25 protein-coding genes, 1 tRNA gene and 1 other RNA gene are annotated in these 26,366 nt (G+C 71.0%); 14 read left to right on the top strand and 13 right to left on the bottom strand.

Annotated features, from left to right (window positions below):
- Positions 1–131: 131 nt before the first annotated feature.
- A tRNA-Ala gene (locus ABD143_RS32570) sits at positions 132–204 on the bottom strand.
- 83 nt (positions 205–287) lie between these two features.
- On the opposite strand from ABD143_RS32570, the gene ABD143_RS32565 reads away from it, so the two are divergent.
- Positions 288–2,300 carry a S9 family peptidase gene (locus tag ABD143_RS32565; protein ID WP_343985615.1) on the top strand — a complete coding sequence of 671 codons (2,013 nt, stop codon included), beginning with the start codon at positions 288–290 and terminating at the stop codon, positions 2,298–2,300.
- 2 nt (positions 2,301–2,302) lie between these two features.
- Here ABD143_RS32565 and ABD143_RS32560 read toward each other — a convergent pair whose 3' ends face one another.
- On the bottom strand, positions 2,303–3,055 hold the full coding sequence (locus ABD143_RS32560) for a DsbA family protein (protein WP_343985612.1): 753 nt from the start codon (positions 3,053–3,055) through the stop codon (positions 2,303–2,305).
- Between the two features lies 1 nt (position 3,056).
- On the bottom strand, positions 3,057–3,533 hold the full coding sequence (locus ABD143_RS32555; protein ID WP_343985609.1) for a MauE/DoxX family redox-associated membrane protein: 477 nt from the start codon (positions 3,531–3,533) through the stop codon (positions 3,057–3,059).
- 112 nt (positions 3,534–3,645) lie between these two features.
- Between ABD143_RS32555 and ABD143_RS32550 the strand changes: the two genes are divergently transcribed.
- Positions 3,646–4,377 carry a VIT1/CCC1 transporter family protein gene (locus ABD143_RS32550; RefSeq protein WP_343985606.1) on the top strand — a complete coding sequence of 244 codons (732 nt, stop codon included), beginning with the start codon at positions 3,646–3,648 and terminating at the stop codon, positions 4,375–4,377.
- On the opposite strand, the gene ABD143_RS32545 is transcribed toward ABD143_RS32550, so the two are convergent.
- Positions 4,374–5,672, bottom strand: coding sequence for an MFS transporter (locus ABD143_RS32545; RefSeq protein ID WP_343985603.1), 1,299 nt, complete (start codon positions 5,670–5,672; stop codon positions 4,374–4,376). The two genes, ABD143_RS32550 and ABD143_RS32545, sit on opposite strands and share 4 nt — an antisense overlap.
- A 112-nt stretch (positions 5,673–5,784) precedes the next feature.
- Here ABD143_RS32545 and ABD143_RS32540 point away from each other — a divergent pair, with 112 nt between their 5' ends.
- From ABD143_RS32540 to hpxZ, 7 genes are all read left to right on the top strand, one after another.
- On the top strand, positions 5,785–6,495 hold the full coding sequence (locus ABD143_RS32540) for a GntR family transcriptional regulator (protein WP_343985601.1): 711 nt from the start codon (positions 5,785–5,787) through the stop codon (positions 6,493–6,495).
- Positions 6,496–6,607: 112 nt separating this feature from the next.
- Positions 6,608–7,984 (top strand): allophanate hydrolase, encoded by a 1,377-nt coding sequence (gene atzF, locus ABD143_RS32535; RefSeq protein WP_343985599.1) that lies wholly within the window; start codon positions 6,608–6,610, stop codon positions 7,982–7,984.
- Entirely contained in the window at positions 7,981–8,706 is a 726-nt protein-coding gene (biuH, locus tag ABD143_RS32530) for a biuret amidohydrolase (protein WP_343985597.1), read from the top strand. The genes atzF and biuH overlap by 4 nt, the downstream gene beginning before the upstream one ends.
- Complete coding sequence (locus ABD143_RS32525; RefSeq protein WP_343985595.1) at positions 8,703–9,383, top strand: cysteine hydrolase family protein; 681 nt, start codon at positions 8,703–8,705, stop codon at positions 9,381–9,383. Before biuH ends, ABD143_RS32525 begins: the two co-directional genes overlap by 4 nt.
- Positions 9,380–10,183: a hypothetical protein gene (locus ABD143_RS32520; RefSeq protein ID WP_343985593.1), complete on the top strand. Its 804-nt coding sequence runs from the start codon at positions 9,380–9,382 to the stop codon at positions 10,181–10,183. Before ABD143_RS32525 ends, ABD143_RS32520 begins: the two co-directional genes overlap by 4 nt.
- Positions 10,180–10,971, top strand: coding sequence for a hypothetical protein (locus tag ABD143_RS32515; RefSeq protein WP_343985591.1), 792 nt, complete (start codon positions 10,180–10,182; stop codon positions 10,969–10,971). Before ABD143_RS32520 ends, ABD143_RS32515 begins: the two co-directional genes overlap by 4 nt.
- Positions 10,968–11,372: an oxalurate catabolism protein HpxZ gene (hpxZ, locus tag ABD143_RS32510; protein ID WP_343985589.1), complete on the top strand. Its 405-nt coding sequence runs from the start codon at positions 10,968–10,970 to the stop codon at positions 11,370–11,372. Before ABD143_RS32515 ends, hpxZ begins: the two co-directional genes overlap by 4 nt.
- Before the next feature lie 4 nt (positions 11,373–11,376).
- On the opposite strand, the gene ABD143_RS32505 is transcribed toward hpxZ, so the two are convergent.
- The 3 genes from ABD143_RS32505 to ssrA form a co-directional block, all read right to left on the bottom strand.
- On the bottom strand, positions 11,377–12,606 hold the full coding sequence (locus tag ABD143_RS32505; protein WP_343985587.1) for a saccharopine dehydrogenase family protein: 1,230 nt from the start codon (positions 12,604–12,606) through the stop codon (positions 11,377–11,379).
- A gap of 169 nt (positions 12,607–12,775) precedes the next feature.
- Positions 12,776–14,116, bottom strand: coding sequence for a serine hydrolase domain-containing protein (locus tag ABD143_RS32500; protein WP_343985585.1), 1,341 nt, complete (start codon positions 14,114–14,116; stop codon positions 12,776–12,778).
- Positions 14,117–14,375: 259 nt separating this feature from the next.
- Positions 14,376–14,767: a transfer-messenger RNA gene (gene ssrA, locus ABD143_RS32495) on the bottom strand.
- A gap of 197 nt (positions 14,768–14,964) precedes the next feature.
- On the opposite strand from ssrA, the gene ABD143_RS32490 reads away from it, so the two are divergent.
- Positions 14,965–15,711 (top strand): DUF4328 domain-containing protein, encoded by a 747-nt coding sequence (locus ABD143_RS32490; protein ID WP_343985583.1) that lies wholly within the window; start codon positions 14,965–14,967, stop codon positions 15,709–15,711.
- 329 nt (positions 15,712–16,040) lie between these two features.
- A complete protein-coding gene (locus ABD143_RS32485; RefSeq protein ID WP_343985581.1) occupies positions 16,041–16,829 on the top strand; it encodes an LppU/SCO3897 family protein in 789 nt (262 codons plus the stop codon).
- 29 nt (positions 16,830–16,858) lie between these two features.
- Here ABD143_RS32485 and ABD143_RS32480 read toward each other — a convergent pair whose 3' ends face one another.
- The 6 genes from ABD143_RS32480 to ABD143_RS32455 all read right to left on the bottom strand — a co-directional run bounded on the left by ABD143_RS32480 (position 16,859) and on the right by ABD143_RS32455 (position 21,870).
- Entirely contained in the window at positions 16,859–17,758 is a 900-nt protein-coding gene (locus tag ABD143_RS32480; protein ID WP_343985579.1) for an amidohydrolase family protein, read from the bottom strand.
- A gap of 50 nt (positions 17,759–17,808) precedes the next feature.
- Complete coding sequence (gene smpB / locus ABD143_RS32475; protein WP_343985577.1) at positions 17,809–18,294, bottom strand: SsrA-binding protein SmpB; 486 nt, start codon at positions 18,292–18,294, stop codon at positions 17,809–17,811.
- 40 nt (positions 18,295–18,334) lie between these two features.
- Positions 18,335–19,237: a permease-like cell division protein FtsX gene (gene ftsX, locus ABD143_RS32470; protein ID WP_343985575.1), complete on the bottom strand. Its 903-nt coding sequence runs from the start codon at positions 19,235–19,237 to the stop codon at positions 18,335–18,337.
- Between the two features lie 6 nt (positions 19,238–19,243).
- A complete protein-coding gene (ftsE, locus tag ABD143_RS32465) occupies positions 19,244–19,933 on the bottom strand; it encodes a cell division ATP-binding protein FtsE (protein WP_343985573.1) in 690 nt (229 codons plus the stop codon).
- Positions 19,934–20,041: 108 nt separating this feature from the next.
- Positions 20,042–21,151 carry a peptide chain release factor 2 gene (prfB, locus tag ABD143_RS32460; RefSeq protein ID WP_343985571.1) on the bottom strand — a complete coding sequence of 370 codons (1,110 nt, stop codon included), beginning with the start codon at positions 21,149–21,151 and terminating at the stop codon, positions 20,042–20,044.
- A gap of 188 nt (positions 21,152–21,339) precedes the next feature.
- Complete coding sequence (locus tag ABD143_RS32455) at positions 21,340–21,870, bottom strand: PadR family transcriptional regulator (protein ID WP_343985569.1); 531 nt, start codon at positions 21,868–21,870, stop codon at positions 21,340–21,342.
- 311 nt (positions 21,871–22,181) lie between these two features.
- Here ABD143_RS32455 and ABD143_RS32450 point away from each other — a divergent pair, with 311 nt between their 5' ends.
- The 3 genes from ABD143_RS32450 to ABD143_RS32440 are packed head-to-tail and all read left to right on the top strand — an operon-like array spanning position 22,182 to position 26,332.
- Entirely contained in the window at positions 22,182–23,159 is a 978-nt protein-coding gene (locus ABD143_RS32450; RefSeq protein ID WP_343985567.1) for an ABC transporter permease, read from the top strand.
- A gap of 21 nt (positions 23,160–23,180) precedes the next feature.
- Positions 23,181–24,173, top strand: coding sequence for an ABC transporter permease (locus ABD143_RS32445; protein WP_343985565.1), 993 nt, complete (start codon positions 23,181–23,183; stop codon positions 24,171–24,173).
- Entirely contained in the window at positions 24,170–26,332 is a 2,163-nt protein-coding gene (locus ABD143_RS32440) for an ABC transporter ATP-binding protein (RefSeq protein WP_343985563.1), read from the top strand. Before ABD143_RS32445 ends, ABD143_RS32440 begins: the two co-directional genes overlap by 4 nt.
- Positions 26,333–26,366: the final 34 nt, after the last annotated feature.

Below are 26,366 nucleotides of genomic sequence, written 5' to 3'. Positions count from 1 at the left end.
CCACGCTCACGGCCTCGTCGTCGCGCCGTGTGCGGGCCATGGGGCAAGAATAGAGCGACTCGCACCACATCTGTACCTATGGCAAGTGGTGGAGATCGACTAACCAGACAGTTTCCGCTGGTCAGAGTGGGTGGAGCTGAGGGGATTCGAACCCCTGACCCCTTGACTGCCAGTCAAGTGCGCTACCAGCTGCGCCACAGCCCCTTGCCCGAACGAAGTTACACGACCCGCGCCGCCGCCCACCAACGGGGTCGCCCTCGGCCCCGTTGCTGATCTACGGTCGGGCGGTGCAGCCTGCTGACATCGGACGTCTCGTGGCCGTCGCCGACCCCAAGGTCTCTCCCGATGGGCGCACAGTCGCCTTCGTGGTGACCCGGGTCGACCTGGAAGGCAACCAGTACCGGAGCTCGGTGTGGCTCGCCGCCGCCGACGGCTCCACGCCGCCGTACCAGCTCACGGCCGGTAAGCACGGCGACGGGAACCCGGCGTGGGCGCCGGACGGGCGCAGGCTCGCGTTCACCCGCAGCGGCTCGGACGACGGCGCCAACTCCCTGCACGTCATCCCGGTCGGCATGCCCGGCGAGACGCTCACGCTGTGCACGCGCCCGGAGAAGATCGGACAGCCCGTCTGGTCGCCCGACGGCAGCCGCATCGCGTTCGCGTCACGGGAGCGCACCGGCCGCTACGCCGACGGTCACGACGAGCAGTCCCGGCCGCCGCGGCGGATCGACCGGCTCTTCTCCCGGGTGGACGGCGAGGGGTTCATCGTCGACCGGCCGCAGAGTGTGTTCGTGGTGCCCAGCGACGGCTCCACCGCGCCGGAGGTCGTGGCGGGCGGGCCGTACGAGCACGGGAACCCCACCTGGTCACCCGACGGCACGACGCTCGCGGTCGCCACCACACGCAGCAAGGACTCCGACCTCGACCCGGTCGACGACATCCACCTCGTCACCGTCGTGCCCGGCGCGGACCGGGAGCCGCGCCCGCTCACCGACCGGACGCTGTCGCACCGCCACCCGGCGTTCGGCCCCGACGGCAAGTGGGTGGCCTCGCTCGCCGAGGACCCCCAGGTCATCCCGTCGCACTCACAGGTCGTCGTCACCGACGTCGCGGGCGGGCAGCAGCGGGTCGTCACGGCCGTGCTCGACCGGCAATGTGCTCCCTCCGCGGAGGGCCGGCCGCCGATCTGGGACGGCGAGCAGCTGCTGTTCTCGATCGAGGACCACGGCGACGTGCACGTGTACCGCGTGCCGGCCGACGGCTCCGGTGGCCCCGAGCGGCTGATCGGCGGCATGCGCACCGTCACCGGCATCGACCTCGCGGGCGGCACGCTCGCGTTCGTCGCCGGCACGCCCACAGAGCTCCCGGAGCTGTTCGTCCTCGACGGCGACGGGACCGAGCGCCAGCTGACGTCGCTCGGCGCCGCGTTCCACACCGCCGTGCCGACGGCGGCACCCGAGCACTTCACGGTGCCGTCCCCCGCGGGTGACGGGGAGGTCGACGCCTGGCTGATGCGTCCGGCGGGTGTGCCGGAGGGCGAGCGCGTACCCGTGCTGCTGTCCATTCACGGCGGTCCGATGACGCAGTACCCGAACCTGTGGTTCGACGAGTTCCAGATGTGGGCAGGCGCCGGATACGCCGTCGTCTACTGCAACCCGCATGGCTCCACGGGCGGTTCCGAGGCCTGGGTCCGCTCGATCCGCCCGCCGGAGGCGTCGACGGTGCCGGGCACCGGTTGGGGTGGGATCGACGCCGACGACGTGCTCGCCGTCCTGGACGCCGCGCTGGAGCGTGAGCCGCTGCTCGACCGCGACCGCGTCGGGGTGCTCGGCGGCTCGTACGGCGGATACATGACGAGCTGGCTCATCGGCCACACCAATCGGTTCGCGGCAGCGTGCAGCGAGCGGGCGGTCAACAACCTTCTGACGCTGGAGACGGCGTCCGACGCGGCCGGCCTCTTCCGCTTCGAGTTCGGCGCGACGCATCTGGACGCGCCGGACGCCTATCTGCGGATGTCCCCGATCACCTACGCGCGCGACATAGAGACGCCGGTGCTGATCCTGCACTCGGAGGACGACCTGCGCTGCCCGATCGAGCAGGCCGACCAACTCTTCGTCGCGCTGCGGCTGCTTGGCAAACCCGTGGAGTACTGGCGCTTCCCGCGCGAGGGCCACGAGCTGTCGCGCAGCGGCTCACCGCGCCACCGGGTGCAGCGGGCCGAGATCATCCTCGACTGGTTCGGCAGGCACCTCGGCGGGACGCGCCCCACGATCACGTGGGACCACCCGTCGCGCGCGTAGGGTCAGCGGCCCGCCGAGATCGCGTCCTGCAGCCAGTTGGGGTTGCTGATGTCGACCTTCGCACCGTTGATCGCGACGGTCGGGGTGCCGAAGCTCCCGTCGGTCTGCAGGGCCGGGTTCGACTCGGCGGCCGCGGTCTCGGCGGTCACCGCTGGGGCGTTGGCCCCACTGGTCACGCAGGAGGCGAAGTCGCCCTTGGCGCCGAGCTGGGTCCCGATCGCGATGAGCTGGTCGTTACTGAGCCCGGCGCTGCCCTCGGCGGGCTGCTGCGCGTAGAGCGCCGCGTGGTAGGCGGGGAAGATCCCGGAAGGCACGGAGCACAGGGCGGCGTTCGCCGCGCGCGTCGAGTAACCAGGCGGGTTGCTTCGCGAGTCGAGGATCGCGATGCTGTGGTAGCGCACGGTGATCTGACCGGCGTTCAGCGCCTGGGTGATCTCGGTGCTGTAGGCCTGCTCGAACCGCTCGCAGATGGGGCAGAGGTAGTCCTCGTACATGTCGACGACCACTGGCCCGTTGCCTGCCGTCACAACCGCGCCGGATGCCGTGGCCGTGTAGGTGGGCGTGACGGTGCTGGAGCTGCCGCGCTGGGTGAGCAGGACCACACCTCCGACGATCACCGCGACCACCAGCACGGCCGCGACGATGATCAGCGGCCGCCGGTTGTTCCTGCGCGGGACGCGGATGCCGGCGGCGGCGAGCCTGCGCTGCGCCGCCTCCTGATTGCGCCTCTTCTTGCCGCGCGCCGCTCCGCCCATCTCAGATCCTTCCCGTATTCACGAGCCGCTCGTCCAGCGCCCCCAATGTGCGCGGCCGGACGATCAGCCATCCGGCCATCAGCAGGAAGCCCGCGTCCCTGAGCAGTTCCTGCACGTACGTCGTCTCGCCGGGGGCGACGGCACCGCCCCCGCCGAAGCAGCCGCAGTCGATCAGCAGCCCGCGCGCCCACGCCTGCGACACGCCGGCGACGAACACGAGCAGCAGCGCGGCCGAGAGCCCAGCCACGAAGCGAACGCCCACGCCGATGAGCAGCAGCACGCCCAGCGCGAGCTCGACCCATGGCAGAAGCGCGGCCACCACCTCGATACCCGTTGGCGGGAGCACGTCGTAGGCACGGACGGCCACGTAGGTCTGGTCGGGGTCGGCCGCCTTGATCGTGCCGGAAACCAGCCACACGGCCGCGAGGCCGACCCTCGCCAACGTCCCGACGATGTCGAGTGCGCGGCTGCTGTTCACACGATCAGCCTAGCGCCGTCGCAGGTCAGACGTTCGTGACGGGCACCACGGGCGCGGTTGCCCCCCGACTCGGGGACGAGCCCGCCAGAGCACCGCGGCCTAGGCTCTCCGTATGACCCAGCCCCCCGGCCCGGCTGAGTTCGCCGAGCACGCGAACGACCACCACCACGCGGACGTCTCCGGAGGGTGGTTGCGGGCCGCGGTGTTCGGGGCGATGGACGGGCTCGTCACCAACATCGCGCTCGTCGCGGGCGTCGGGGGCGGCGGCGGGGGCAGACAGGTGATCATCCTGACCGGCATGGCCGGGCTGGTCGCCGGGGCGTTCTCGATGGCGCTCGGCGAGTTCGCCTCCGTCGACACGCAGAACGCCGCCGTCGCCAGCGAGGTGGCCGTCGAGCGCGACGAGATCCGCAGGCACCCGCACGCCGAGCAGGCCGAGCTGGCGGCGACGTACCAGGAGATGGGGCTGAGCCGGGCGACCGCTGAGGCGATGGCCAGCGAGGTACACGCCAACCCGGAGCTCGCGGTGAAGGTGCACGCGGCCCAGGAGCTCGGGGTCGATGTCGACGACCAGCCGTCACCGTGGGTGGCGGCTATCTCGTCGTTCTTCTGCTTCGCGATCGGCGGTGTGATCCCGCTCGTCCCGTTCCTGCTCGGCTACTCCTCCCTGCTGGCCGCGCTGCTCGTGGGAGCGGTGGGACTGTTCGTCGTCGGCGCCCTCACATCGCGGTTCACCACCCGCGGTTGGCTGTTCAGCGGCCTGCGCCAGCTCGGGTTCGGCGCGCTGGCAGCGGGCGCGACGTACCTGGTGGGCATGCTGATCGGCGTGGGCATCGCCGGCTAGCTCTGCACGCCGCGGGGCGCCGGGTTCTCGGCCACCGCGCACCCGGCGAGCGTCTCCTCCGCCAACGCCGCGCCCGACGTCCGGGCCGGCGAGCGGGGCAGCGTCTCAGGGGCGCGCAGCCAGAAGCCGAACGCCGCGAGCGTCACCACGCCGGTGACGGCGAACGCAGCCGGGAAGCCCACGGTCTCGGCGAGCAGGCCGGCCAGCAGCGGCCCGATGATCGCCCCGAGGTCGGCGACCATCTGGAACCCGGCGAGCACCGTGCCGCCGCGGGCGCGCGAGCCGATGACATCGGCGACCGCGGCGTTCATCGGCGGGTTGACCAGGCCGCTCCCCATGCCGGCCACGAGGCTCACCAGGAGGAACAGCGGCGGCGGGGTGACGAAGCCGAGCGCGGCCGTGGCGACACCGGAGACCGCGAGGCCGGCGAGCACGGGTCGGCGGCGGCCGCGGCGGTCGGCGAGCGGCCCCGAGAGCACGAGCGTGGCCGCGTTGCCGGCGGCGAACACCGCGAGAGCGATCCCACCCCACGCCTCCGGCTGCCCCAGGGCCTCCACGACGAACAGCGGCACCAGCGCGACACGCACACCGAAGACCGACCAGCCGTTGGCGAAGCTCGAGGTGAGGGCGGCGCGGTAGGTGGGGTGGCGCAAGGCCTCGCGGAAACGGGCGGGCGGTCCCGCGGCGCTCGTCTCCTCCGGGCTGCGGGCGCCACCGCGAAGCAGCAGCGTGCCGACGACCGCGACGACCACCAGGACGGAGCCGTAGACGAGGAACGGCGCCCGCAGGCTCACCGCCGTGAGCCCGCCGCCGACCAGCGGCCCGACGATGTTGCCGAGCAGGAAGCCGGTGGCCCACATCCCCGACGCCCGTCCCCGCAGCCCGACGGGGGCGAGGCGGATGAGCAGCGAGAGCGCACCGACGGTGAACATCGTGGAGCCGATGCCGCCCAGCCCACGCAGCACCAGCAGGTGCCAGTACTCGCCCGCGAACGCACAGGCTCCGGTGGTCAGCGCCACGATGGCGAGCCCGCAGCCGAACGCGGGGACCTCGCCGAACCGGCCGACGACCCGCCCGCTGAGCGGCGCGAACGCCAGCCGGGACAGCGCGAAGATGCTGATCACGAGTGACGCAGCGGTGATGCCGACGTCGAAGGAGCGGACGAAGACCGGCAGCGTCGGCGCCACGAGCCCGTAGCCGATCGCGATGAGGAACGCGGCGCCGACGAGCACCCAGATCTCGCGCGGGATCCGTTCCGTGGTGGGGGCATGGGTGCTCGCGTCGATCTCGACCACCCGTTCGTCCCCCCGTCGTGCCCGGATGAACCTACGTCAGGTCGCCGGGCCCGGCAGTGTCGGCTGTCTGACACTCTTGCCAGGGACGTCGAGCACGCCAGGAGGAGAATCCGTGACCGCAGCGCCGGCCGCCGACGGTGGTCTGGGGGCGAAGAGCCTCGTCGAGCTCACGGTGCGGCGCCTGCGCAGCGAGATCCTCAGCGGCGCGCTGGCTCCCGGCGAACGGATCGTGGAGGAGCAGCTCACGAGACGGTTCGGCACGAGCCGGGCCCCGTTGCGAGAGGCGCTACGGCTGCTCGGGCAGCAGGGCCTAGTGGAGCACCTGCCGCGGCGCGGCGTGCGGGTGGCCGAGCTGTCCGAGCGCGACATCGAGGAACTGTTCAGCCTGCGCGGCGTGCTGGAGGAGTTCGCTGTACGCACGGCGCTCGGTGGTCGCCTGCCACCGGACCTCGGCCGGCTCGGTGCCGCGGTCGAGGACATGGAACGGACGGCGGAGGCGGGCGCGGCGCTCGAACAGGCCGCGGCGCACCGCGAGTTCCACCTGGCCGTCGTCGGGCTCGCGGGCCACACGCACCTGCTGCGCGTCTACGAGCCCGTTCTGCTGCAACTGCAGCTCTACATGGCCACGAACCTGCGCCGGGAGGCTCGCGACCGGTCCCCGCGCGAGGGCGCCGAGCGCCACCGGAGGCTGTACGAGGCCGTGGCGGGCGGCGATCCCGAGATGGTGATCGCGGTCCTCGAGCGGCACGGCGCCCGCGCTTATCTCACCCCGAGCCACCGCGGTCCCGGGCAGCGCCGCACAAACGGCACGTTCGACCGTTAGGCCCGTACCACTGGCCCGATCGTCCCAGCGGCCCTGCCGTCCCGGGCCTGGTGTGACACGGGCTTAACCGGACGAACCTTCGGCTGACACCAAACGGTCGACAATCGACGAAGTGCACTCCTTCGCAGACCTCCGGGACGCCCCCATCCCATTCCGTGTGCGGGGGCTACGGAGCGCCCTGCGAAGCGGCACGCTGACCGTCCACGACGTGGTCGAGGAGGTCCTGCGCCGGACCGCGGCGCGGGGCGACGACGCGGTATGGATCTCGCGCGTCCCGGCTGCGGCGTTGCGCGAGCGGGCGGCCGACCTGGAGGCGCTGCGCCGGGCGGGCACATCGCTGCCGCCACTCTTCGGAGTGCCGTTCGCGGTGAAGGACAACATCGACCTCGCCGGCAGCCCCACCACGGCGGCCTGCCCGGCCTACGCCTACCAACCGGACGCCGACGCCACCGCTGTGCGCCGCCTGCTCGACGCGGGCGCGATCGCCGTCGGGAAGACGAACCTTGACCAGTTCGCCACCGGGCTGGTCGGCACCCGCTCCCCGTACGGAGCGCCGGAAAGTGTGTTCGGCGCCGATCTGGTCTCCGGCGGGTCCAGCTCCGGGAGCGCCGTGGCCGTTGCCGCCGGACTCGTGGCGTTCGCGCTGGGCACCGACACGGCCGGGTCGGGCCGCGTCCCCGCGGCGATGAACGGCATCGTCGGGCTCAAGCCGACCCGGGGGCTCGTGAGCACGGCGGGAGTGGTCCCGGCGTGCCGGTCGCTCGACTGCGTCAGCGTCTTCACGAGCGACCTCGACGACGCCGCCGACGTGCTGGACGTGCTGGCCGGCCCCGACCCCGCCGACCCGTGGTCGCGCAGGCCCCGACCCGAAACGGCGCCCCGCGGCCCGGTCCGGCTCGCCCTGGCCGCGGACGGGACCCTCGACTTCAGCGGGGACAGCGCTGTCGCAGCGCGCTTCGCCGAGGTGGCCGAACGAGCCGCCGGGAAGGCCGCGGCCGTCGTGCGAACGCCGGTCGCGCCGCTGCTCGAGGCGGGCGACCTGCTCTACGAGGGGCCGTGGGTGGCCGAGCGACTCGCCGGGCTCGCGGACTTCCTCGCCGCCCATCCCGCCGACGTCCTGCCCGTGACGCGCGCGGTGATCGAGCGCGGCCGGGAGTTCGACGCGGTGGCGGCGTTCCGGGCCCGGCACCGGTTGCAGGAGCTGCGCGCCGGCATAGCCCCGCTGTGGGAGAGCGCGGACGTCCTGCTGCTCCCGACCGTGCCCACCACGTTCACCCGCGCCGAGATCGCGGAGGAGCCGGTCGCCCGCAACCTCGTCCTCGGCCGGTACACGCAGTTCGCGAACCTCCTCGACCTCACCGCCGTCGCCGTGCCCGCCGGCGCCACCCCGGACGGACGACCGGTCGGCGTCACCCTGCTCGGCCCCGCCTTCTCCGAAGCCCGCCTCATCTCCTCAGCACACGAACTGATCAGCAGGGAGGCCGCATGACCACCGACGTCGATTCCGCCCCGGTGCGCACGACCGCGCGCATCGGCCCGGTTGCCGCGACCCCGTACGCCTGGCCGTACGACGGGTCCGTCGACCCCGCCAGGACTGCGCTCTTCCTCATCGACTGGCAGGTCGACTTCTGCGGGCCCGGCGGCTACGTCGACCGCATGGGTTACGACATCGGCCTCACCCGCGCCGGGCTCCCGGCGGCCGCGGCGATGCTGGCCCACGCGCGGGCCACCGGGATGCTCGTCGTCCACACCAGGGAGGGGCATGCGCCCGATCTGTCGGACCTGCCCGCCAACAAGCGCTGGCGGTCGGCACAGATCGGGGCGGAGATCGGTTCGCCCGGTCCGGCCGGGCGCATCCTCGTCCGGGGCGAACCGGGCTGGGAGATCGTGCCGGAGGTCGCGCCGATTCCCGGCGAGGTGATCGTCGACAAGCCGGGCAAGGGCGCCTTCTACGCCACGAACCTCGACCTGGTGCTCCACACCCGCGGGATCACCCACATCATCCTGACCGGCATCACCACGGACGTCTGCGTGCACACCACGATGCGAGACGCGAACGACCGCGGTTACGAGTGCCTGATCCTGTCGGACTGCACCGGCGCCACCGACCCCGGCAACCACGAAGCCGCGCTGCACATGGTGACCATGCAGGGCGGGGTGTTCGGCGCCGTCGCGACGTCGACCGCCGTGTTCGAGGGGACGAGCCGGTGATCACGATCCCTGCCGACCCGTACCCGTTCGCCTTCGACCCGGCGTCGACGGCGCTGGTCCTCATCGACATGCAACGCGACTTCGTCGAGCCCGGCGGGTTCGGCGAGACGCTGGGCAACGACGTCTCGCTCCTGCAGTCGGTCGTGCCGCCGCTCAAGAACGTGCTCGACACCGCGCGCGCTGTCGGCATGACGGTGATCCACACGCGCGAAGGGCACGTCCCCGACCTCTCCGACTGCCCGCCCGCCAAGCTGAACCGCGGCGAACCCAGCCTGCGGATCGGGGACCCCGGGCCGAAGGGCCGCATCCTCGTCCGCGGCGAGTTCGGCCACGACATCGTCGACGAACTGGCGCCGCTGCCCGGAGAGCTGGTGATCGACAAGCCGGGCAAGGGCTCGTTCCACGCCACGAACTTGCAGGCCGAGCTGACCGAGCGCGGGATCAGCCGGCTCGTCGTCACCGGCGTCACGACCGAGGTGTGCGTGCACACCACCGTCCGGGAGGCCAACGACCGCGGCTACGAGTGCCTCGTGCTGTCGGACTGCACCGGCTCCTACTTCCCCGAGTTCCAGCGGGTCGGCCTGGCCATGATCGCCGCGCAGGGCGCGATCTTCGGCTGGGTGGCGCCGTCGGATGCCCTGATCACCGCACTGGTCCCCCAGGAGGTCGCGTCATGACACCGACCACGTTCAAGCTGCCCTGGTGGGTGGCCGGCGACACGAACGCGTTCTTCGGCCTCGGCTTCAATACGCTGGTCAACGTGCTGGTCCTGTCGGGCCTGTGCCTCGGCGTGGTCAACATCCCCGGTGGCGACGTCTTCGGGGTGATCCTGCCCGCGCTCGGCGTCCAACTGCTGATCGGCAACGTCTACTACACCTATCTGGCCAGGCGGCTCGCCCGCCGCGAGAACCGCACCGACGTCTGCGCCATGCCCTACGGCCCGTCCGTGCCGCACATGTTCATCGTCGTCTTCGTGATCATGCTGCCGATCTACCTGCAGACGAACGACCCCATCGCGGCGTGGACGGCCGGCCTCGCGTGGTCGTTCGTCATCGGCGTGATCGTGCTGATCGGCGCGTTCGTCGGGCCCTACATCCGCCGGTACACCCCGCAGGCGGCGATGCTCGGCACCCTCGCCGGCATCTCGATCGCCTTCATCTCGATGCGGCCTGCGGCGCAGATGTGGGAGGCGCTGTGGATCGCGCTGCCCGTCATGGTGATCATCCTCATCGGGTTCTTCACCGACCTGAAGCTGCCCGGCGGCATCCCGGTCGGGCTCGCGGCGCTGCTCCTGGGGTCCGCGATCGGCTGGATCGGCGGGTACATGTCCGCCCCCGACGTCGTCACTGCGGCGCAGGACGTCGCGCTGTCGCTGCCGACCCTCGACATCGGGCGGCTCGTGGACGGCCTGTCGAACGTGGCCCCGCTCCTCGCCACGGCCATCCCGCTCGGCACTACAACTTCACCGAGGGCATGACCAACGTGGAGAGCGCCGCGGTGGCGGGCGACGAGTACAACCTGCGAGCGATCCTGATCGCCGACGGCACGGGTGCGGTGGTCGGCTCGGCGCTGGGCTGTCCCTTCCCGCCCGCGGTCTACATCGGGCACCCGGGCTGGAAGGCGGCGGGCGGGCGAACCACGTACTCGCTCGCATCCGGCGTCGTGATCGCGCTGCTGTGCTTCCTCGGGATGTTCTCGCTGCTCGGGGCGCTGTTGCCGCTGCCCGCGATCGTGCCGATCCTGCTCTACATCGGGCTCCTGATCGGCGCCCAGGCCTTCCAGGAGGTGCCGAAGGTCCAGGCCGTCGCGGTGGTGATCGCGCTCATCCCGAACATCGCGGCGTGGGCCACGGGCCTCATGGACAACGCGCTCGCCGCGGCCGGAACCACGGCGACCGCCCTCGGCGAGGAGGCGCTGGCCGGCGCGGGGCTCGTCTACCACGGCATGAAGCTGCTGGGCGGGGGCGCGATCCTCGCCGGGCTCGTGCTCGGCGCGATCGTCGCGTTCCTGATCGAGAAGCGGTTCTTCGCGGCGGCGGCCTACTCCCTCGCCGGTGCCGTGCTCGCATTCGTCGGGCTCATCCACGCCGAACATGTGGGCTGGAACGTGGGCGCTCAAGTCGCACTCGGCTACGCCTTCGCGGCCGTGCTGCTCGTGCTGTTCGGGCTCGCCACCAGGCAACGCACGACCACCAGCGAGCCGGCGGCGGAGGTGGTGCCGGCCGAGCGGGTGCGCGAGCCCAGCGTCGACGGCGCGACGGCGTGAGGGTCGAACACGTCACCGACCCTGTCCGGCTCGACCGGCCGGACGTCGTCGCGGAGGTCCGCGCGGCGTTCGACCGGTACGAGCGCGCCCTCGTCGACGGCGACGTCGCCGTTCTCACCGAGCTGTTCTGGGACGACCCGCGCTGCGTGCGGTTCGGCGTCGCGGACCGGCAGCGGGGCGGGGCGGAGATCGCGGCGTGGCGCCGCGCGCACCCGTCGGTGCCGCGGGGCCGGGTGCTCCGGGACACCAACGTGCTGGCGATCGGCGACCGGACGGCCGTGGTGACGACGCTGTTCGGCTATCCCGGCGGCGCGCTGGAGGGCCGCCAGAGCCAGACATGGGTGCGGCTGCCCGAGGGTTGGCGCATCGTGGCTGCCCACGTGTCCGAGGTGAGCCGCTGACCCGTCAGGCGGGCGTCACCTCGTAGGTGTGCCCGGCTGCCCGCAACCGCTCCACGAGCACGCTGCCCAGCGCCGTCGCGGGCGTCAAGGAGCCGGTCCGGGCGGGCAGCCGGTCGCCGTCCAGGGCGAGCGCCAGCCCGCTCTCCCCCAGCATGACGGCGGTGGCCGCGTAGCCGGGATCGCCCGGACCCGCGGCGGTGGCCCGATAGCGCCTGCCGCTCTCGGTGGTGGCGTCGACGACCATGCGGAACCAGCCCTTCCGCCGGGTCGCCTCGGACGGGCCGGCGCCGGGCGCCGGGAGCAGGCGGTCGAGCAGCATGCGTGTGGGCGGGATGGTCATCCCGGCGAGCAGCCCGCCCAGTCCGGCCGTGACGGCGGCGGCGGTGACCGCGCCCGCCGGGCCCTTCCCGCAACCCATGACCTCGCCGTAGCGCAGCGAGCGCCCGTACGCCCAGTCGAGCAAGGCGTTGCTCCGCCGCACGATCCGTGTGTTGTGGGAGGCCATCACGAACGGGGCCGTCCACATCCCGCCGGGCGTTCGGCCGGGTCGGGCGGCGTCCGGCGGTTGCGGTGGCGCGGGCTCGGCGGCCCGGTCGGGGCTGAGCGCGAACGGATCCCCAGCGACCCGGCGCAGGGCCCGGTTGTGCCGCATCGCATCGACCTGGCTGCGCATCGAGTCGATCGTGCCGCCGCTGATCCCTCCGCGCATGGTCGCGACGAGGCTGACGTCTCGCAGGTCGCCTGCCCCGTCGGCGGCCGCGCGCTCGTGCAGCAGGAGGGTCGCGAGGTCCGACGGGATGGAGTCGTAGCCGCAGGAGTGCACGATCCGCGCCCCGGTCTCGCGAGCCGGCGCGTCACAGCGGTCGATCGCCTCGCGAGCGAACAGGACCTCCCCCGTGAGGTCGGCGTAGTGGGTGCCCGCCGCGGCGCAGGCCTCGACGACGGGCAGCCCGTAGCGCGCGTAGGGGCCCACCGTCGTCACGAGCGCGCTGGTGGAGCCGGCGAGCGCGGCGAGCGAGCCGGGGTCCTCCGAGTCCGCGTCGACCAGCGTCCACTCCCGCGCCGCCACCGGAAGGGCTGCGCGGACGCCCTCGAGCCTGTCCTTGGAGCGGCCGGCGAGCGCGACCCGGGTGTCTGCCGGAGCATGTTCGGCCAGGTACTCGGCGACGAGCCGCCCGACGAACCCGGTGGCGCCGTAGAGGACGAGGTCGTGTTCCCGGGCTGTGTCCGCCATGCGCCGATCCTGACGCACACCCGACTCGTGCGCACCCACACCCGACGGCGCGCCAGTCAAACGGTGCGCCTGCCAAGACGGAGGAGAACCGCCGCGCAGACGCAGCGGAGCCGCGACCCCGTACGACACCAGTCCAGCGCTCGGCGCAGTACCTGGTGTGGCGTGGACCCTAACGCGTGGTCGGCGTGGGCAGAGGTGGCGTCGCTAGAGGTGGCGTCGGCTGGGGTGCGAGCGGTGACGGTGCGAGCGGTGACGCTGCGTAGATCTGATCCATCACCTTCAGCAGGACGGAGTTGGCTGCGTCCCTACTGTCGACCGGCGACACGGTCAGATTGGCCCACACCACGAGCGTCGTTTGATTGGCGGGATCCACGGAGGCCTCCGTGTTGTAGCCGGGCGTCTCGCCCCCATGGAGGTAGACGGTGTTGGGTCCCCAGCTAATTCTCGTGATGCCGTACCCGTACTCCCTGTTGGGGTTGCCGGGGTCCTCCGGTTGCACGCTGTCGAGCCATACGCGCTGGTACTCGGCGTTGAGCACGCGGCCGCCGACCAGTGCCTGCATCCAGGTGGCGAGATCGTCGGAGGTGGAGATCACGGCCCCGGCCGCGGCGGCGAAGGAGTGGTTGATGCCGGTGTAGTCGTTGGGCTGGAGCGTGCCCGCCTGCGCACTGGCGATCTCCTCTGCAGTGTATGGCGGAGTGCCGGTCAACACGACGGAGGAACTGCCATACAGGTAACCGTGCGAGTACGGCTCGGGGATGCTGTTGGACGTGCTGGCGGGAAGCATCGTGTTCTTCAGGCCGAGCGGCTCGAACAACCGGTCGTGCATCGCCGCGGCCAGCGGCTTGTCATCCACCTTTTCGGCGATCTGGCCGAGCAGCACGTAGTTGGTGTTGCTGTACTCGAAGATGGTGTCGGGCGGGGCGTTGGGCGGGTGCGCGAACGCCATGTCCAGCAGTTCCTGAGGGGTCCACACCTTGGTCGGGTCATGGTCGAGGAACCCCGCCAGCTCGGGGTCATCGGTGTAGTTGTAGAGGCCGCTGCGCATCTTCAACAGTTCTGCGAGGGTGATGTCGTCGCCGTTGGGCACGCCGGGGACGTACTTCGACACCGGGTCGCTGAGATGCAGCTTGCCTTCCTGTGCCAACTGCAGGATCACCGCGGATGTCATGGTCTTGGTGACCGAGGCGATCCGGAAGTGGGTGTCGGTGGCGGGCCGGTTCTGAGTGCCCAGATCGGTGGTGCCGGAGGCGGCCGTGAAATCACCCTGAGGTGTGCGCAGGAGAACCACCGCGCCCGGGATGAGGAGGTCCTGGACCGTCTTGTCCACCACGGCCTGCAGCGCGGCCGGTTCGATCGGCTTGAGCCCCGAGCCGGCCGGCACAGCGTCCGTTGCCGGCGTCGTGCCGCCCGCACACGCTGCAACGAGGAGCCCTGCGCAAACCAGAATGCTCGCGATCTGGCGGTGCCCGCGTCGCTGACATCGCGACTGTCCGCTGAGGACACCCATGATGTTCCTCCTGTCACCTGCGGGCGTGCTGATCTCGCCGGTCTACCGGCGCCTCCGGATCCTTGGGTCGGAGCGGGCAGTTCAGCGCCGCTCTCGACGATGTTGCAAACGTGACACTTGCCCGACTCGCGCGCACCCACACCCCGACTCGCGCGCACTTCTGCAGCGACTCGCGCGCACTCAGACCGCGACTCGCGGCCCCACCAGGCCTGGAAACGAGGAACGGCTCATGCTCTCCATGAGCATGAGCCGTTCCACCTCGTGGAGGTGCCGGGAATCGAACCCGGGTCCTCCGTCGCTTCACAAGGGCTTCTCCGTGCGCAGTCCGCTCTGCCTCTACTCGGACCCACCGATCACGCGAACAAGCCGGTGTGACGGTCCCAGTCGCTGTTTGATGTTCCTGCCCGCCCCGCGACCGGGCGAGCAGGTGAGTCCCCTAGCTGATGCCGGACCCCGGAGCGGGAACACCTCCGGGCCGACAGCCCATTACTGGATCAGGCAGCCAGAGCGAAGGTGCTCTGGTCGCCCACCTGGGCAGTGCGCTTATCAGCGGCACTTATTTTTTTGCAACGCATGGTTAACGAGATCATCGTTGCCTTCCTCGGCACGCTTCCCCTTGATCGACATCCGGAGTCGAAACCGTTCACCCCCTTCGGCGCCCGTGCCCGGGCGTCCGCACAGAGTAACGCCTGCGGGCCCCGGCTTCATCCCGGTTACACCCCCGCCGCCCAGGAACGAGGCCGGCGTCGAGCAAAATGTGATGCCAGTCACATCTGACGCCACCGCCCAACGGACCACCCCGTGCGCCGGTCGACCTCGCCACACATCACGAAAGGCGAGGTGCTCAGATGCAGCCCCATTCCTCCGCAGCCCTCCCGTCGGATCCGGGCGGCCGCTTGGCCGAGTTCCGGCCGGTCGGCCGGCTCGGTCAGGTCGCCAGTGCGGGAATCGTCGTGATGACGGTGCTCGTCCTGATCTCGGACCTCACTGCCACCTGGAGCGACTACGGGCGTCTGGTGGACCACGTCGCGGGCAAGCTGTCACTCGAAGCGTTCCGCGACGCGGAGTTCGAGCGGCTGATGGGCCAGTCGGCGACGAACGCCTTCGCCTTGTTCGGCGTGACCGTGGCTGGGGTCGTCTTCCTCGTCTGGCTCCGGCGCACTCGGCTCAATGCCGATCAGTTCTCCCCGGTGCGGCACCGGTACTCGCCGACGATGGCGGTCGGAGGCTGGTTCATCCCGGTCGTGAACTGGTGGCTCCCGGCGATCGTCATGAACGACCTCGCCCGCGCGAGCGACCCCGTGGACACCGGGCGCCGCCACGACACGCTTGTCGTCGCCTGGTGGGGGACCATGGTGCTCAGCTCGGTGGTTCGCACGATCGGCGTGATCGCCATCCCCAGACCAGTGGTCACCTACGCGCCGGGCGGCTCCGGGATCGTCGACGGCGCCGAGGAGGCGATGTCCGCCTACCTCTCCGTCGCGCTGGTCAACACCGCATCTGCGGTGCTGATCTTGGCGGGCGCCGCCTTCATCGTCCTGCTCGTCAAGCGCATCGGCGCCCAGCAGACGCAGTTGTTCGGGCCTGCCGCCTGACCGCGCGCCAGCCCCGCCCGATCGGGGGACGGGCGGGGCCGCCGCGCACACGACCGGCCCTCCGGTGGGATCTACTCACCGGAGGGCCGGCGCCATGTCTGTGGCCCCTCTGCGGGCTCCGTCCGCGGGCTCGGGTTCGTGCCGGTGCTCCGCCGCCTCGGCGCGCTGCTGCGAGACCACTCGGTCAGATGTGACATCTAACACCTGATCCGACCTCCCCGACTCGGCCAAGATCATTCCGGCAGAGATCGACTTCGGAGGAACCAGTGACGCAACCATCCGCACCTCTCGGTCCGCCCACCCCTTCGCGGGCCCGCCGATGGTTGGTCGTGCCGGCAGTGCTCGTCGTCCTGCTGGCCTGGGGCCTCACCGCCTGCTCCGGCCCGGCGTCCGCCCAGACGGGCGACTGCGTCGAGCGGTCCGGCGACGACTCGTACGTCGCCGTCGACTGCTCCGCCGCGCAGCTGCGCGTTCTCGAACGCCAGGAGGACGATGCAGGCGACTGCACGACGGTGGCCGGGGTGACCGAGGGCTACGTCGACTACACCGGCGGGTACCGGCTCTGCCTCGGCCCGCTCGACACGGACCCGGCCACGGCGGTCAACGTCTCCGAGGTCGGTGACTGCCTGGCAGGGGCGGACGCGGGGACCGGCGTCACGGGATCGGACGTCCACCAGGTGGACTGCTCGGATCCGAGCGCGGGGGCGCAGGTGCTCAGCCGCAGCGAGGACGTCCTGCCGATCGGGTTCGAGTGCGACGACGTGGCGGGCAGCACAGCCAGCTACAGCTGGTCGCTCGACGAGACCAGCACCGGTGACGCACCGATCGCGCCCCTGAACATCACCGACATTCTGTTCTGCCTCGGTCCGCCCGGCGTGGACCCCCAGGCCTCGCCTGACACCGCGCAGGTCGGCGACTGTCTGCGGGAAACCGGCGACGAGATCGGCTACGCGAAGCTGGACTGCTCGGCACCGGGGGCCACCTACCGGGTTGTGGAGCGGGTCGACACCGGTTTCGTTCCCATGGAGATCGCCTGCGCCTCGGCGCCGGACGCCGTGTCGGGGATACAGAGCCAGGGCGGGCTGAGCGGCTACGTGCTCTGCCTCGCCCCGATCTGACCACGCACGGACCTCGTTGACGGCAGGGGTCAACGCCCGTCGCGGTCGAGCCCGAGGAGCCGGGCGGGTGTGTCGTGCAGGACCGAGCGCAGGAACGCTGGGCCGAGCCGGTCGTCTGCCGCGGCCCAGCCCGCGACCGCCGCCACCTGCTCCGCGTAGGGGTACGGGATGTTCGGGAAGTCCGAACCGAACACCACCCGATCGGCCACGTCCGCCAGCCGCGCGGGCCAGTCGGCCGGCAGCGGCGCCATCCGCGTACTGAACGCGGTGCCGACCATCGTGGTGTCGACGTAGACGCGCTCGTGGCGGTGGACGAGGTCGAGCGCGTCGAGGAAGTCCGGCATCCCGGCGTGGGCGAGCACCACCGGCAGCCGGGGGTGCTCGGCCAGCACCTCCCCGAACCGGTCGAGCCCGGTGAACTCGCCCGGCGCCGGGCCGTGGCCGCAGTGCACGACGGCCGGGACGCCCGCCTCCGCGAGCAGCCCCCACGCCGGGCGCAGCAACGGGTCCCGCGGGTCGAACGCGCCGACCTGCACATGCACCTTCACCACGCGCGCCCCGGCAGCGACGGCTGCGCCCAGATAGTCGGCGACGTCCGACTCCGGATAGAGCGTGGCCGTCGGCACGGCATCGGGCACGGTGGCGGCGAACTCCGTGACCCACTCGGTGAGCCAGCGGCCCATCCCGGGCTTGTGCGGGTAGACCAGCGGCGCGAACGCCCGCACGCCGAGCTTCTCCAGCGTGGCGAGCCGCTCCGGCTCGGGCGTGCGGTACTGGACGGGCCAGTCGGTGCCGTAGTGCGTGGCGGCCTGGTCGAAGTACGCCCAGACCTTCCGCATCACAGGCTCGGGCAGGAAGTGCACGTGGGCGTCCACGATCCCGGGCACACCCAGCTCGGCGAGGAACCGCGGGACGTCGTCGTCACCCACCGGCGGGGCAGGAACTGCGCTCTGTTGATGACTCGCTCGCTGACGCCCGCTCACCGCATCTCGCGGGCCCGGCCCTTGGCCGCCCGCCCGTACGCCCGCTGGATCTCGCGATCGGCGTCGCGCTTCGCGAGGTCGGTGCGCTTGTCGTACGCCTTCTTGCCGCGCGCCAGCGCGAGCTCGCACTTGACCTTGCCGTCGTTGAAGTACAGCGACAGCGGCACCAGCGTGAGGCCGCCCTCGCGGATCTTGCCGATCAGCCGTTCGATCTCGCCGCGGTGCAGCAGCAGCTTCCGGGTGCGCCGGGGCTCGTGGTTGGTCCAGCTGCCCTGGGAGTACTCGGGGATGTGAAGGCTGCGCAGCCACACCTCGCCGTCGTCGACGGTGGCGAACGCGTCGACGAGCGACGCGCGGCCCATCCGCAGGCTCTTCACCTCGGTGCCCATGAGAGCGACGCCGGCCTCGTACGTGTCGATGATCGAGTAATCGTGCCGCGCCTTCCGGTTCTGCGCGATCACCGAGCGGCCTTTCTCCTTCACCGGTCCAGCCTACGCGGAGGGGCCCTGCGGGGCCGCGCAGTTACAGCCGCACGTACAGCCGCAGCGTGACGTACCCGGTGACAGCGGCGATGCCGCCGCCGATCATCACGAGGATCGGCGAGACCCAGATGATGTCGGCCACCTCGACCGGCGGCACGACCCCGTTGGAGACGATCCCGGAGAGCAGCTGGTCGATGAACAGGAACTTGCCCGCGAACAGCCCGCCCGTCGCGATCAGGGCACCGATCACGCCCGTCACCACCGCCTCGATGAGGAACGGCAGTTGCGTGTACCAGCGCGTGGCGCCAACAAGGCGCATCACACCGACTTCGGTGCGCCGGGTGAACGCCGAGACCTGCACGGTGTTGGAGATGAGCAGGAGGGCTGCGATCGCCTGCACCAGCGCGAGCGCGAACGTCACGTTGCGCACGCCGCCGAGGAAGTCGAACAGCTGCGAGACCACCGCGCGCTGGTCGATCACGTTGCGCACGCCGACCTGGTCGGCCATCGCGGCACGCACGGCGTCGGCGCCCGTCGCCTGGTCGGCGAGACGCACCCGCAGCGTCGCCGGCAGGGACTGCGGCCGCACGACGTCGGCAAGGGACTGGCCGGCGAACAGCTGCTGGAACCGCTCGTACGCCTGCTGCTGGCTCTCGTACCGCACGGCTTCCACGAGCGGCGAGTTCTCCAGCATTGTGCGCAGGTTGGTGCAGATCGGCTGGCTGCAGTCGGGGTCGGCGGCCGACACGTCGGCCGTGAGCGCGACCTGTACCTCGACGCGGTCGCTGTAGAGCTGCTCGGTGCGGTCGATGGTGCGTACGGCGAGCAGGCCGGTGCCGACCAGGCCGAGCGAGATCGCGGTGGTCAGCACCATCGCGATCGTCATCGTGACGTTGCGCCGTAGGCCGGTGAGGACCTCGCGGAGGACGAAGTCGGTGCGCATGACCCGCTACCGCCCCACGCCGTAGACGCCGCGCACCTCGTCGCGGACGACCTGGCCCAGGTCGAGCTCGACCACCCGGCGGCGCATCGAGTCGACGATCGAGTGGTCGTGGGTGGCCATCAGGACCGTGGTGCCCGTGCGGTTGATCCGCTCCAGCAGCAGCATGATGTCCTGGCTGGTGTCGGGGTCGAGGTTGCCCGTCGGCTCGTCAGCCAGCAGCACCAGCGGCCGGTTCACGAACGCGCGCGCGATCGCGACGCGCTGCTGCTCGCCGCCGGAGAGCTCGTGCGGCATCCGGTCGGCCTTGCCGCGCAGCCCAACCAGCTCGAGCACCTCCGGCACGACCTTCTTCACCGTTGTCTGGGACTTGCCGATCACCTCGAGCGCGAACGCGACGTTGCCGCCGACGGTCTTGTTCGGCAGCAGCCGGAAGTCCTGGAACACGCACCCGATGCGCTGCCGCAGCCGCGGCACCCGCCTGCGCGGCAGCTTGGCCACGTTGAGGTCGGAGACGAAGATGTTGCCGCGCGTCGGGACGTCCTCCCGCAGCAGCAGCCGCAGAAACGTGGACTTGCCCGAGCCCGACGGTCCGATGAGGAAGACGAACTCGCCCTTCTCCACAGAGACCGAGACCTGGTCGAGGGCAGGGCGCGTCGAGGTCTTGTACGACTTGGTGACGCGTTCCAGGCGGATCACGGCCGGGACGGTACCGCCAACACAGGGGGGCACCCCCACCCGACCCGCCCGTCGAGCGACAGACGGCGGCCGTCGGCCGACCAGCGGCGGCCGGATGTATCAGAGGTCTCAGGAGGCGTCGTCGGTCTGGCTGCGCCGCCAGCGGATGCCGGCCTCGATGAAGCCGTCGATGTCGCCGTCCAGCACCGCCGAGGGGTTGCCCACCTCGTGGTCGGTGCGCAGGTCCTTCACCATCTGGTACGGGTGCAGCACGTAGGAGCGCATCTGGTTGCCCCACGACGAGCCGGTGTCCTTGAGGGCGTCCATCTTGGCCCGCTCCTCCTGCCGCCGCCGCTCCAGCAGCTTGGCCTGCAGCACCAGCATCGCCGTGGCCTTGTTCTGCAGCTGCGACCGCTCGTTCTGGCAGCTCACGACGATGCCGGTGGGTAGGTGCGTGAGGCGAACGGCCGAGTCGGTCGTGTTGACGCCCTGCCCGCCGGGACCCGAGGAGCGATACACGTCGACCCGCAGCTCCTTCTCGTCGATGTCGACATGGTCGGTCGACTCGACGACGGGCGCGACCTCCACGCCGGCGAACGAGGTCTGGCGGCGGCCCTGGTTGTCGAACGGCGAGATCCGCACCAGCCGGTGGGTGCCCTGCTCCACCGAGAGCGTGCCGTAGGCGAAGGGGGCGTGCACCTGGAACGTTGCCGACTTGATGCCGGCCTCCTCCGCGTACGAGGTGTCGTACACGTCGATGCCGTAGCCGTGGCGCTCCGCCCAGCGCAAGTACATCCGCATGAGCATCTCGGCGAAGTCGGCGGCGTCCACCCCGCCGGCCTCGGAGCGGATCGTCACCAGCGCCTCGCGCTCGTCGTACTCGCCGGAGAGCAGCGTGCGGACCTCTAGCGACTCGATGTCGTGGCGTAGCTTGACGCGCTCGGCGTCGGCGTCGGCGATGGCCGAGGCGTCGCTCTCGTCCTCGGCGAGCTCGTAGAGCACGGGGAGGTCCTCGAGCCTGCGCCGCAGGTCCTCCACCCGCCGCAGCTCCCCCTGCGCGTGCGCGAGACGGCTCGTGACCTTCTGCGCGGCTTCGGTGTCGTTCCAGAGATCGGGCTGGCCTGCCTGGTCCGACAGGTCGGCGATCTCGGCGCGCAGCCCGGGCACGTTGGTGACCGCCTCGATGCCCTCGAGGGTGCTCGAGAGGTCCTTGAGGTCGGCTGCGACGTCGGGGTTCACAACGTTCTAGGCTACGCGGATCTGTTAGGGCCGTGTCCCGTGGATCGTGGCCGATGGGCTTCGTGATCCAGATGGCTCCTGGCAAGGCGGAGGCAAGCCCACGTACCGGGCGTACCTGGGCCTGCCGACAACGCAGCCAGGTGCCATCTGGGCGCGAAGAACGCGGATGACGATCCGCGGGACACGGCCTAGCCGTACGGGATGGCGTCCAGGAGCTTCAGCATCGCGCGCATGTGCGCCACGGCGAAGTCGGCGACGGCCTTCCGGTACGGATCGGGCTCGCCGCGCGCGACCTTCCTGGCCGCGTCGAGCCGTGCGGCGTAGGCCTCCCGGCTGGTGTCCACCAGCTCGGTGCGCTGCTTCTCGGTGAGCGCCCCGGCGTGGAGCAGCCGCAGCACCAGCGGGCTGCGCAGCGAGTCGGCCCCGCCGCCCGACGTCAGCCAAGACTTGAACGCGCGCTTCCCCGCGGCGGTGATCGCGTACTGCTGCGACGCGCGCGGCCCCTGCGCCCCCAGCCTGACCAGCCCGGCCTCGGCGAGCGTCGGTAGCTCGCGGTAGACCTGGCTGCGCGTCACGGAGAAGAAGGAGCCGAACTGCTCCACGGCCGCGCTGACGAGCTGGCCGCCGGTCATCGGCCCGCCGTGCAGGAGCCCGAGCAGGGCGGCAGCGGTGGAATTGACTGCCCTTGCTCTGGGTCGTGTCGCTCCCGGGGGCGGCATCCCCAAACCTTGCCACCCGGCGGCCGGGGCCGCAGCCCGCGCGCACGGACACGCCGCGCGGCGCGCGGCGCCCGCTTCGGCCTGTAACGATCTGGATGCCCCGGTGCGAGCAATACCACCACAAGCGGGCACGAAACCGGACACGAATCGGCATCGGGACGTTACGACTAGTCGCCGACCGCCGGCACTTCACACCGAACTCACACCGCGGCCTTCAAGGTACCGCGCAGTAGCCCGGCGGGCCCACCGGTTTTCACGCCGAGCGGACACAGAACCGGTGTGCAACCCATCCGGTGTAGGCAAGGAGATTCATGGCCCGGTTCCTACTGCGCCGACTGATCAACTACGTCGCGCTCTGCCTCGTGGCCACCTTCCTGGCCTTCACCCTCGCCGCGCTCACGTTCAACCCGGTCGGCAAGCTGATGGAGCGCAACCCCCCGCCGCCGCAGTCTGTGATCGACGCGAAGCGCGCTGAGCTGCACCTCGACGAGCCCATCCCCACGCGGTTCGTGTTGTGGCTCGGGGGCGCCGTTGTCGGCGACTTCGGCAAGACGACGCAGAACCAGTCGGTGAGCGACGAACTCCCCCGCCGGATCGGCGTGAGCCTGCGGCTCTTCCTGCTCGGGACTACCGTCGGCATCGCGCTCGGGGTCGTGCTCGGTGTGGCCGGGGCGATCCGGCAGTACAAGTTCAGCGACTACTTCGCCACGCTCTTCTCCTTCGTCATTCTCTCCACACCGGTGTTCCTACTCGGGCTGCTTCTCAAGTACGGCGCGCTCCAGCTCAACACGGCTGCGGGAGCCCAGCTCCTCGTGTTCACCGGGGAGACCTCACCCGGGTTCCAGGGAAGCTTCGGCGCCGCCCTGCTCGACCGGGTCCAGCACCTCATCCTGCCGACGCTGACCATCGCGCTGGGCCAGATCGCGTACTACAGCCGCTACCAGCGCAGCGCGATGCTCGACGTGCTGGGCAGTGACTTCCTCCGCACGGCGCAGGCCAAGGGCCTCACGCGGCGCAGAGCGCTCTTCAAGCATGGACTGCGTACGGCGCTCGTCCCGATGGCCACCTTGTTCGCATTCGGCTTCGGCCTGCTGATCACCGGCGGCACGTTCACCGAGCGGATCTTCGGCTGGTACGGCATGGGCGACTGGCTGGTCTACGGCATCGAGCAGGACGACACGAACATCACGGCGACCGTCACGCTGTTCGTCGCCGTGCTGGTGCTGATCTCGGGCTGGCTGTCCGACGTGTTCTACGCCCTTCTGGACCCACGGGTCCGGCTGCGCTGACGCCGACAGGAGAAGATCCCGATGACCACCACAGATGTCGGCGCCGGAACGCATGTCCCCTCGGGCGGCGGAGCGCCGGTCGAGGTCCCGCTGGGCACGCCCACGAACGAGACCGAGGGCATCACGCGCGGACGGCTGGTGCTGCGCCGGTTCCTCCGCAATCGGCTCGCGCTGGTCGGCCTCCTCACCCTCGTACTGCTCTATGCCTTGTCGCTGCTCAGCCCGCTCTTCGCGCCGTGGGCGTACAACGAGTACGACTACACCGCGTTCCTGCAGCCGCCCTCGCCCAGCCACTGGTTCGGCACGTCCCAGATCGGCGAGGACGTGTTCGCGCAGACCATGCGCGGGCTGCAGAAGTCACTGACGATCGGCCTGCTCACGGGCCTGATCTCGATCATCATCGCGTCGCTGGTGGGAGCCTCGGCCGGGTACTTCGGCGGCTGGGTCGACCGCGGGCTGATGTGGGTGGTCGACCTGCTCCTCGTGCTGCCCTCGTTCCTCATCATCGCGGTGATCTCCCCCGCGCTGCGCGGCAGCAGCTGGATCCTGTTCGTGCTGCTGCTGGGCGTGTTCGCCTGGATGATCACAGCGCGGATCCTGCGCGGGATGACGATGACGCTGCGCGAGCGCGAGTTCGTGAAGGCCGCGAAGTTCATGGGCGCCCCGTCGTCGCTGATCATCCGGCGGCACATCCTGCCGAACATGGCGTCGCTGATGATCATCGACGTCACGATCACGGTGGGCGCGACCATCCTCCTCGAGACCGGGCTGTCCTACTTCGGCTTCGGCGTGCAGCCGCCCGACGTCTCGCTGGGCACCCTCATCCGCGACGGGAGCAACGCGGCGGTCACCACGCCCTGGCTGTTCCTGTTCGCCGGCGGCCTGCTGGTCATTTCGGTGCTGGCCGTCAACTTCGTCGGCGACGGCCTGCGTGACGCGCTCGACCCGAACTCCCGCGGAGGCCGCCGCCGCTCGAAGTCGGGACGGAAGACGAAGAAGGTCCCCACCTCATGACGATGATCGACACCGACGTGCTGGCCGACCCCGGTCTCCCACCCGGTCCCGGCGACGCCCTGCTGGAGGTCTCCGATCTCGAGGTGTCCTTCCCGAGCGAGGACGGCCGCGTGAGCGCGGTGCGGGGGATCAGCTATCAGGTGGCTCCGGGCGAGGTGCTGGGCATCGTCGGCGAGTCCGGCTCGGGCAAGTCGGTGTCGTCACTGGCCGTGATGGGGCTGCTGCCGCCGTCGGCGAAGATCAGCGGCTCGATCCGGCTGCGCGGCCAGGAGCTGCTCGGCCTCTCCGACACGGAGCTGTCCCGGATCCGCGGCCGGAAGATCGCCATGGTGTTCCAGGACCCGCTGTCCGCCCTGACTCCCGTGTACACCGTGGGCGACCAGATCGCCGAGGCACTTCTGGTGCACGGTGGACGCTCGATCACCGCCAAGGCTGCGGCCAAGCGCGCGGTCGAGCTGCTCGACCTCGTCGGGATCCCGAACGCGGTGGACCGGGTGAAGGCGTTCCCGCACGAGTTCTCCGGCGGGATGCGCCAACGGGCCGTGATCGCGATGGCGATCGCCAACGATCCCGACCTCATCATCGCCGACGAGCCCACCACCGCTCTGGACGTCACGGTGCAGGCCCAGGTACTGGAGGTGCTCAAGACCGCTCAGGAGGTGACGGGCGCGGGGATCGTGCTGATCACGCACGACCTGGGCGTCGTCGCAGGCACGGCCGACCGAGTGGTGGTCATGTACGCGGGGAAGGCGGTCGAGACCGGCACCGTCGACGAGATCTTCGCGGCGCCCCGCATGCCGTACACGCTCGGGTTGCTGGGCTCCATCCCCCGTCTGGACATCGGCCGCGGGCAGCCGCTGGTGCCCATCGAGGGCCAACCGCCGTCACTCGTGGCGCTTCCGCCGGGCTGCCCGTTCGGGCCCCGCTGCCCCCTGCACGTGGACGCATGCGACCAGGCCGAGCCGGAGCTGCTCGTCGCCCCCGGCCCGACCGGGGACCACCGCGCCGCCTGCATCCGGACGGCCGTGCTCGCCGATGCCGAGGCCCAGGGCGGCGTGCTCGCCGCCGAGGTGTTCGACGCCCACGTCGTCGAGAGCCCGGTGGTCGACGCCGTGCCACGCACCGACCGCGAGGTGGTGCTGGGCGTGAACGAGCTGGTCAAGCATTACCCGGTCCGTGCGGGCGGGATCTTCCGCCGCACCGTCGGCACCGTGCGCGCCGTCGACGGCGTGACGTTCGACGTCCGCGCCGGTGAGACCCTCGGCCTCGTCGGGGAGTCCGGTTGCGGAAAGTCCACGACGATCCTGGAGATCCTGGGGCTGGAGCCGCCGATGGGCGGCACGGTGCAGGTGCTCGGCTCCGACACCGCTGCTCTGTCCAAGGCCGACCGGAAGCGGATCCGCCGTGACATGCAGATCGTGTTCCAAGACCCGATGGCGTCGCTGGACCCACGCCTGCCCGTCCGCGACCTGATCGCCGAACCGCTCGAGGTGCAGGGCTTCTCGAAGCAGCACATCGCCGAGCGCGTGCCGGAGCTGATGCGGCTGGTCGGGCTGCGGTCCGAGCAGATCAACCGCTACCCCGGCGAGTTCTCCGGCGGCCAGCGCCAGCGCATCTGCATCGCCCGCGCGCTCGCGCTGGAGCCGAAGGTGCTCGTGCTCGACGAGCCCGTATCGGCGCTCGACGTCTCGATCCAGGCCGGGGTGCTCAACCTGCTCGACGAGCTGAAGGCGCGGCTGGGGCTGGCCTACCTGTTCGTGGCGCACGACCTGTCGGTGGTGCGCCACATCGCCGACCGCGTGGCCGTCATGTACCTGGGCAAGATCGTGGAGATCGGCGCGGTGGACGAGATGTTCGCCGCCCCGCAGCACCCGTACACGCAGGCGCTGCTCTCGGCGATCCCCGTGCCCGACCCCGAGGTCGAGCGGCGCCGCGAGCGGATCCTGCTCCAGGGGGACATGCCCAGTCCCGCGAACCCCCCGTCGGGCTGCCGGTTCCGCACCCGCTGCCCGCTGTTCCTCACGCTCGACGCGGATCGCCAGGCACGGTGCATCGGTGAGGAGCCGCCGAGGGCCGCTGCCCAGCCCGCCCAGCGGGGCATGTCCGTAGTCGACCACGAGGCGGCCTGCCACTGGGCTCGGATCAAGACCGTCGTCTAGCTGCATCCGCCCCCGAACGTCCGTCATCCCCGAG

Source organism: Pseudonocardia aurantiaca, assembly GCF_039526725.1.
Taxonomy (GTDB): Bacteria; Actinomycetota; Actinomycetes; order Mycobacteriales; family Pseudonocardiaceae; genus Pseudonocardia; species Pseudonocardia aurantiaca.
The sequence above is the reverse complement of the archived record's forward strand: the minus strand, read 5'-3'. Positions and strand labels throughout refer to the sequence as shown.

Bases quoted from the DNA above. Each gene is read 5' to 3' on its own strand.
- ABD143_RS32560 (WP_343985612.1), bottom strand. From the start codon at position 3,055: ATGGGCGGAGCGGCGCGCGGCAAGAAGAGGCGCAATCAGGAGGCGGCG.
- ABD143_RS32550 (WP_343985606.1), top strand. From the start codon at position 3,646: ATGACCCAGCCCCCCGGCCCGGCTGAGTTCGCCGAGCACGCGAACGAC.
- biuH (WP_343985597.1), top strand. From the start codon at position 7,981: ATGACCACCGACGTCGATTCCGCCCCGGTGCGCACGACCGCGCGCATC.
- ABD143_RS32520 (WP_343985593.1), top strand. From the start codon at position 9,380: ATGACACCGACCACGTTCAAGCTGCCCTGGTGGGTGGCCGGCGACACG.
- ABD143_RS32515 (WP_343985591.1), top strand. From the start codon at position 10,180: ATGACCAACGTGGAGAGCGCCGCGGTGGCGGGCGACGAGTACAACCTG.
- ABD143_RS32505 (WP_343985587.1), bottom strand. From the start codon at position 12,606: ATGGCGGACACAGCCCGGGAACACGACCTCGTCCTCTACGGCGCCACC.
- ABD143_RS32500 (WP_343985585.1), bottom strand. From the start codon at position 14,116: ATGGGTGTCCTCAGCGGACAGTCGCGATGTCAGCGACGCGGGCACCGC.
- ABD143_RS32490 (WP_343985583.1), top strand. From the start codon at position 14,965: ATGCAGCCCCATTCCTCCGCAGCCCTCCCGTCGGATCCGGGCGGCCGC.
- ftsX (WP_343985575.1), bottom strand. From the start codon at position 19,237: ATGCGCACCGACTTCGTCCTCCGCGAGGTCCTCACCGGCCTACGGCGC.
- ABD143_RS32455 (WP_343985569.1), bottom strand. From the start codon at position 21,870: ATGCCGCCCCCGGGAGCGACACGACCCAGAGCAAGGGCAGTCAATTCC.
- ABD143_RS32450 (WP_343985567.1), top strand. From the start codon at position 22,182: ATGGCCCGGTTCCTACTGCGCCGACTGATCAACTACGTCGCGCTCTGC.
- ABD143_RS32445 (WP_343985565.1), top strand. From the start codon at position 23,181: ATGACCACCACAGATGTCGGCGCCGGAACGCATGTCCCCTCGGGCGGC.
- ABD143_RS32440 (WP_343985563.1), top strand. From the start codon at position 24,170: ATGACGATGATCGACACCGACGTGCTGGCCGACCCCGGTCTCCCACCC.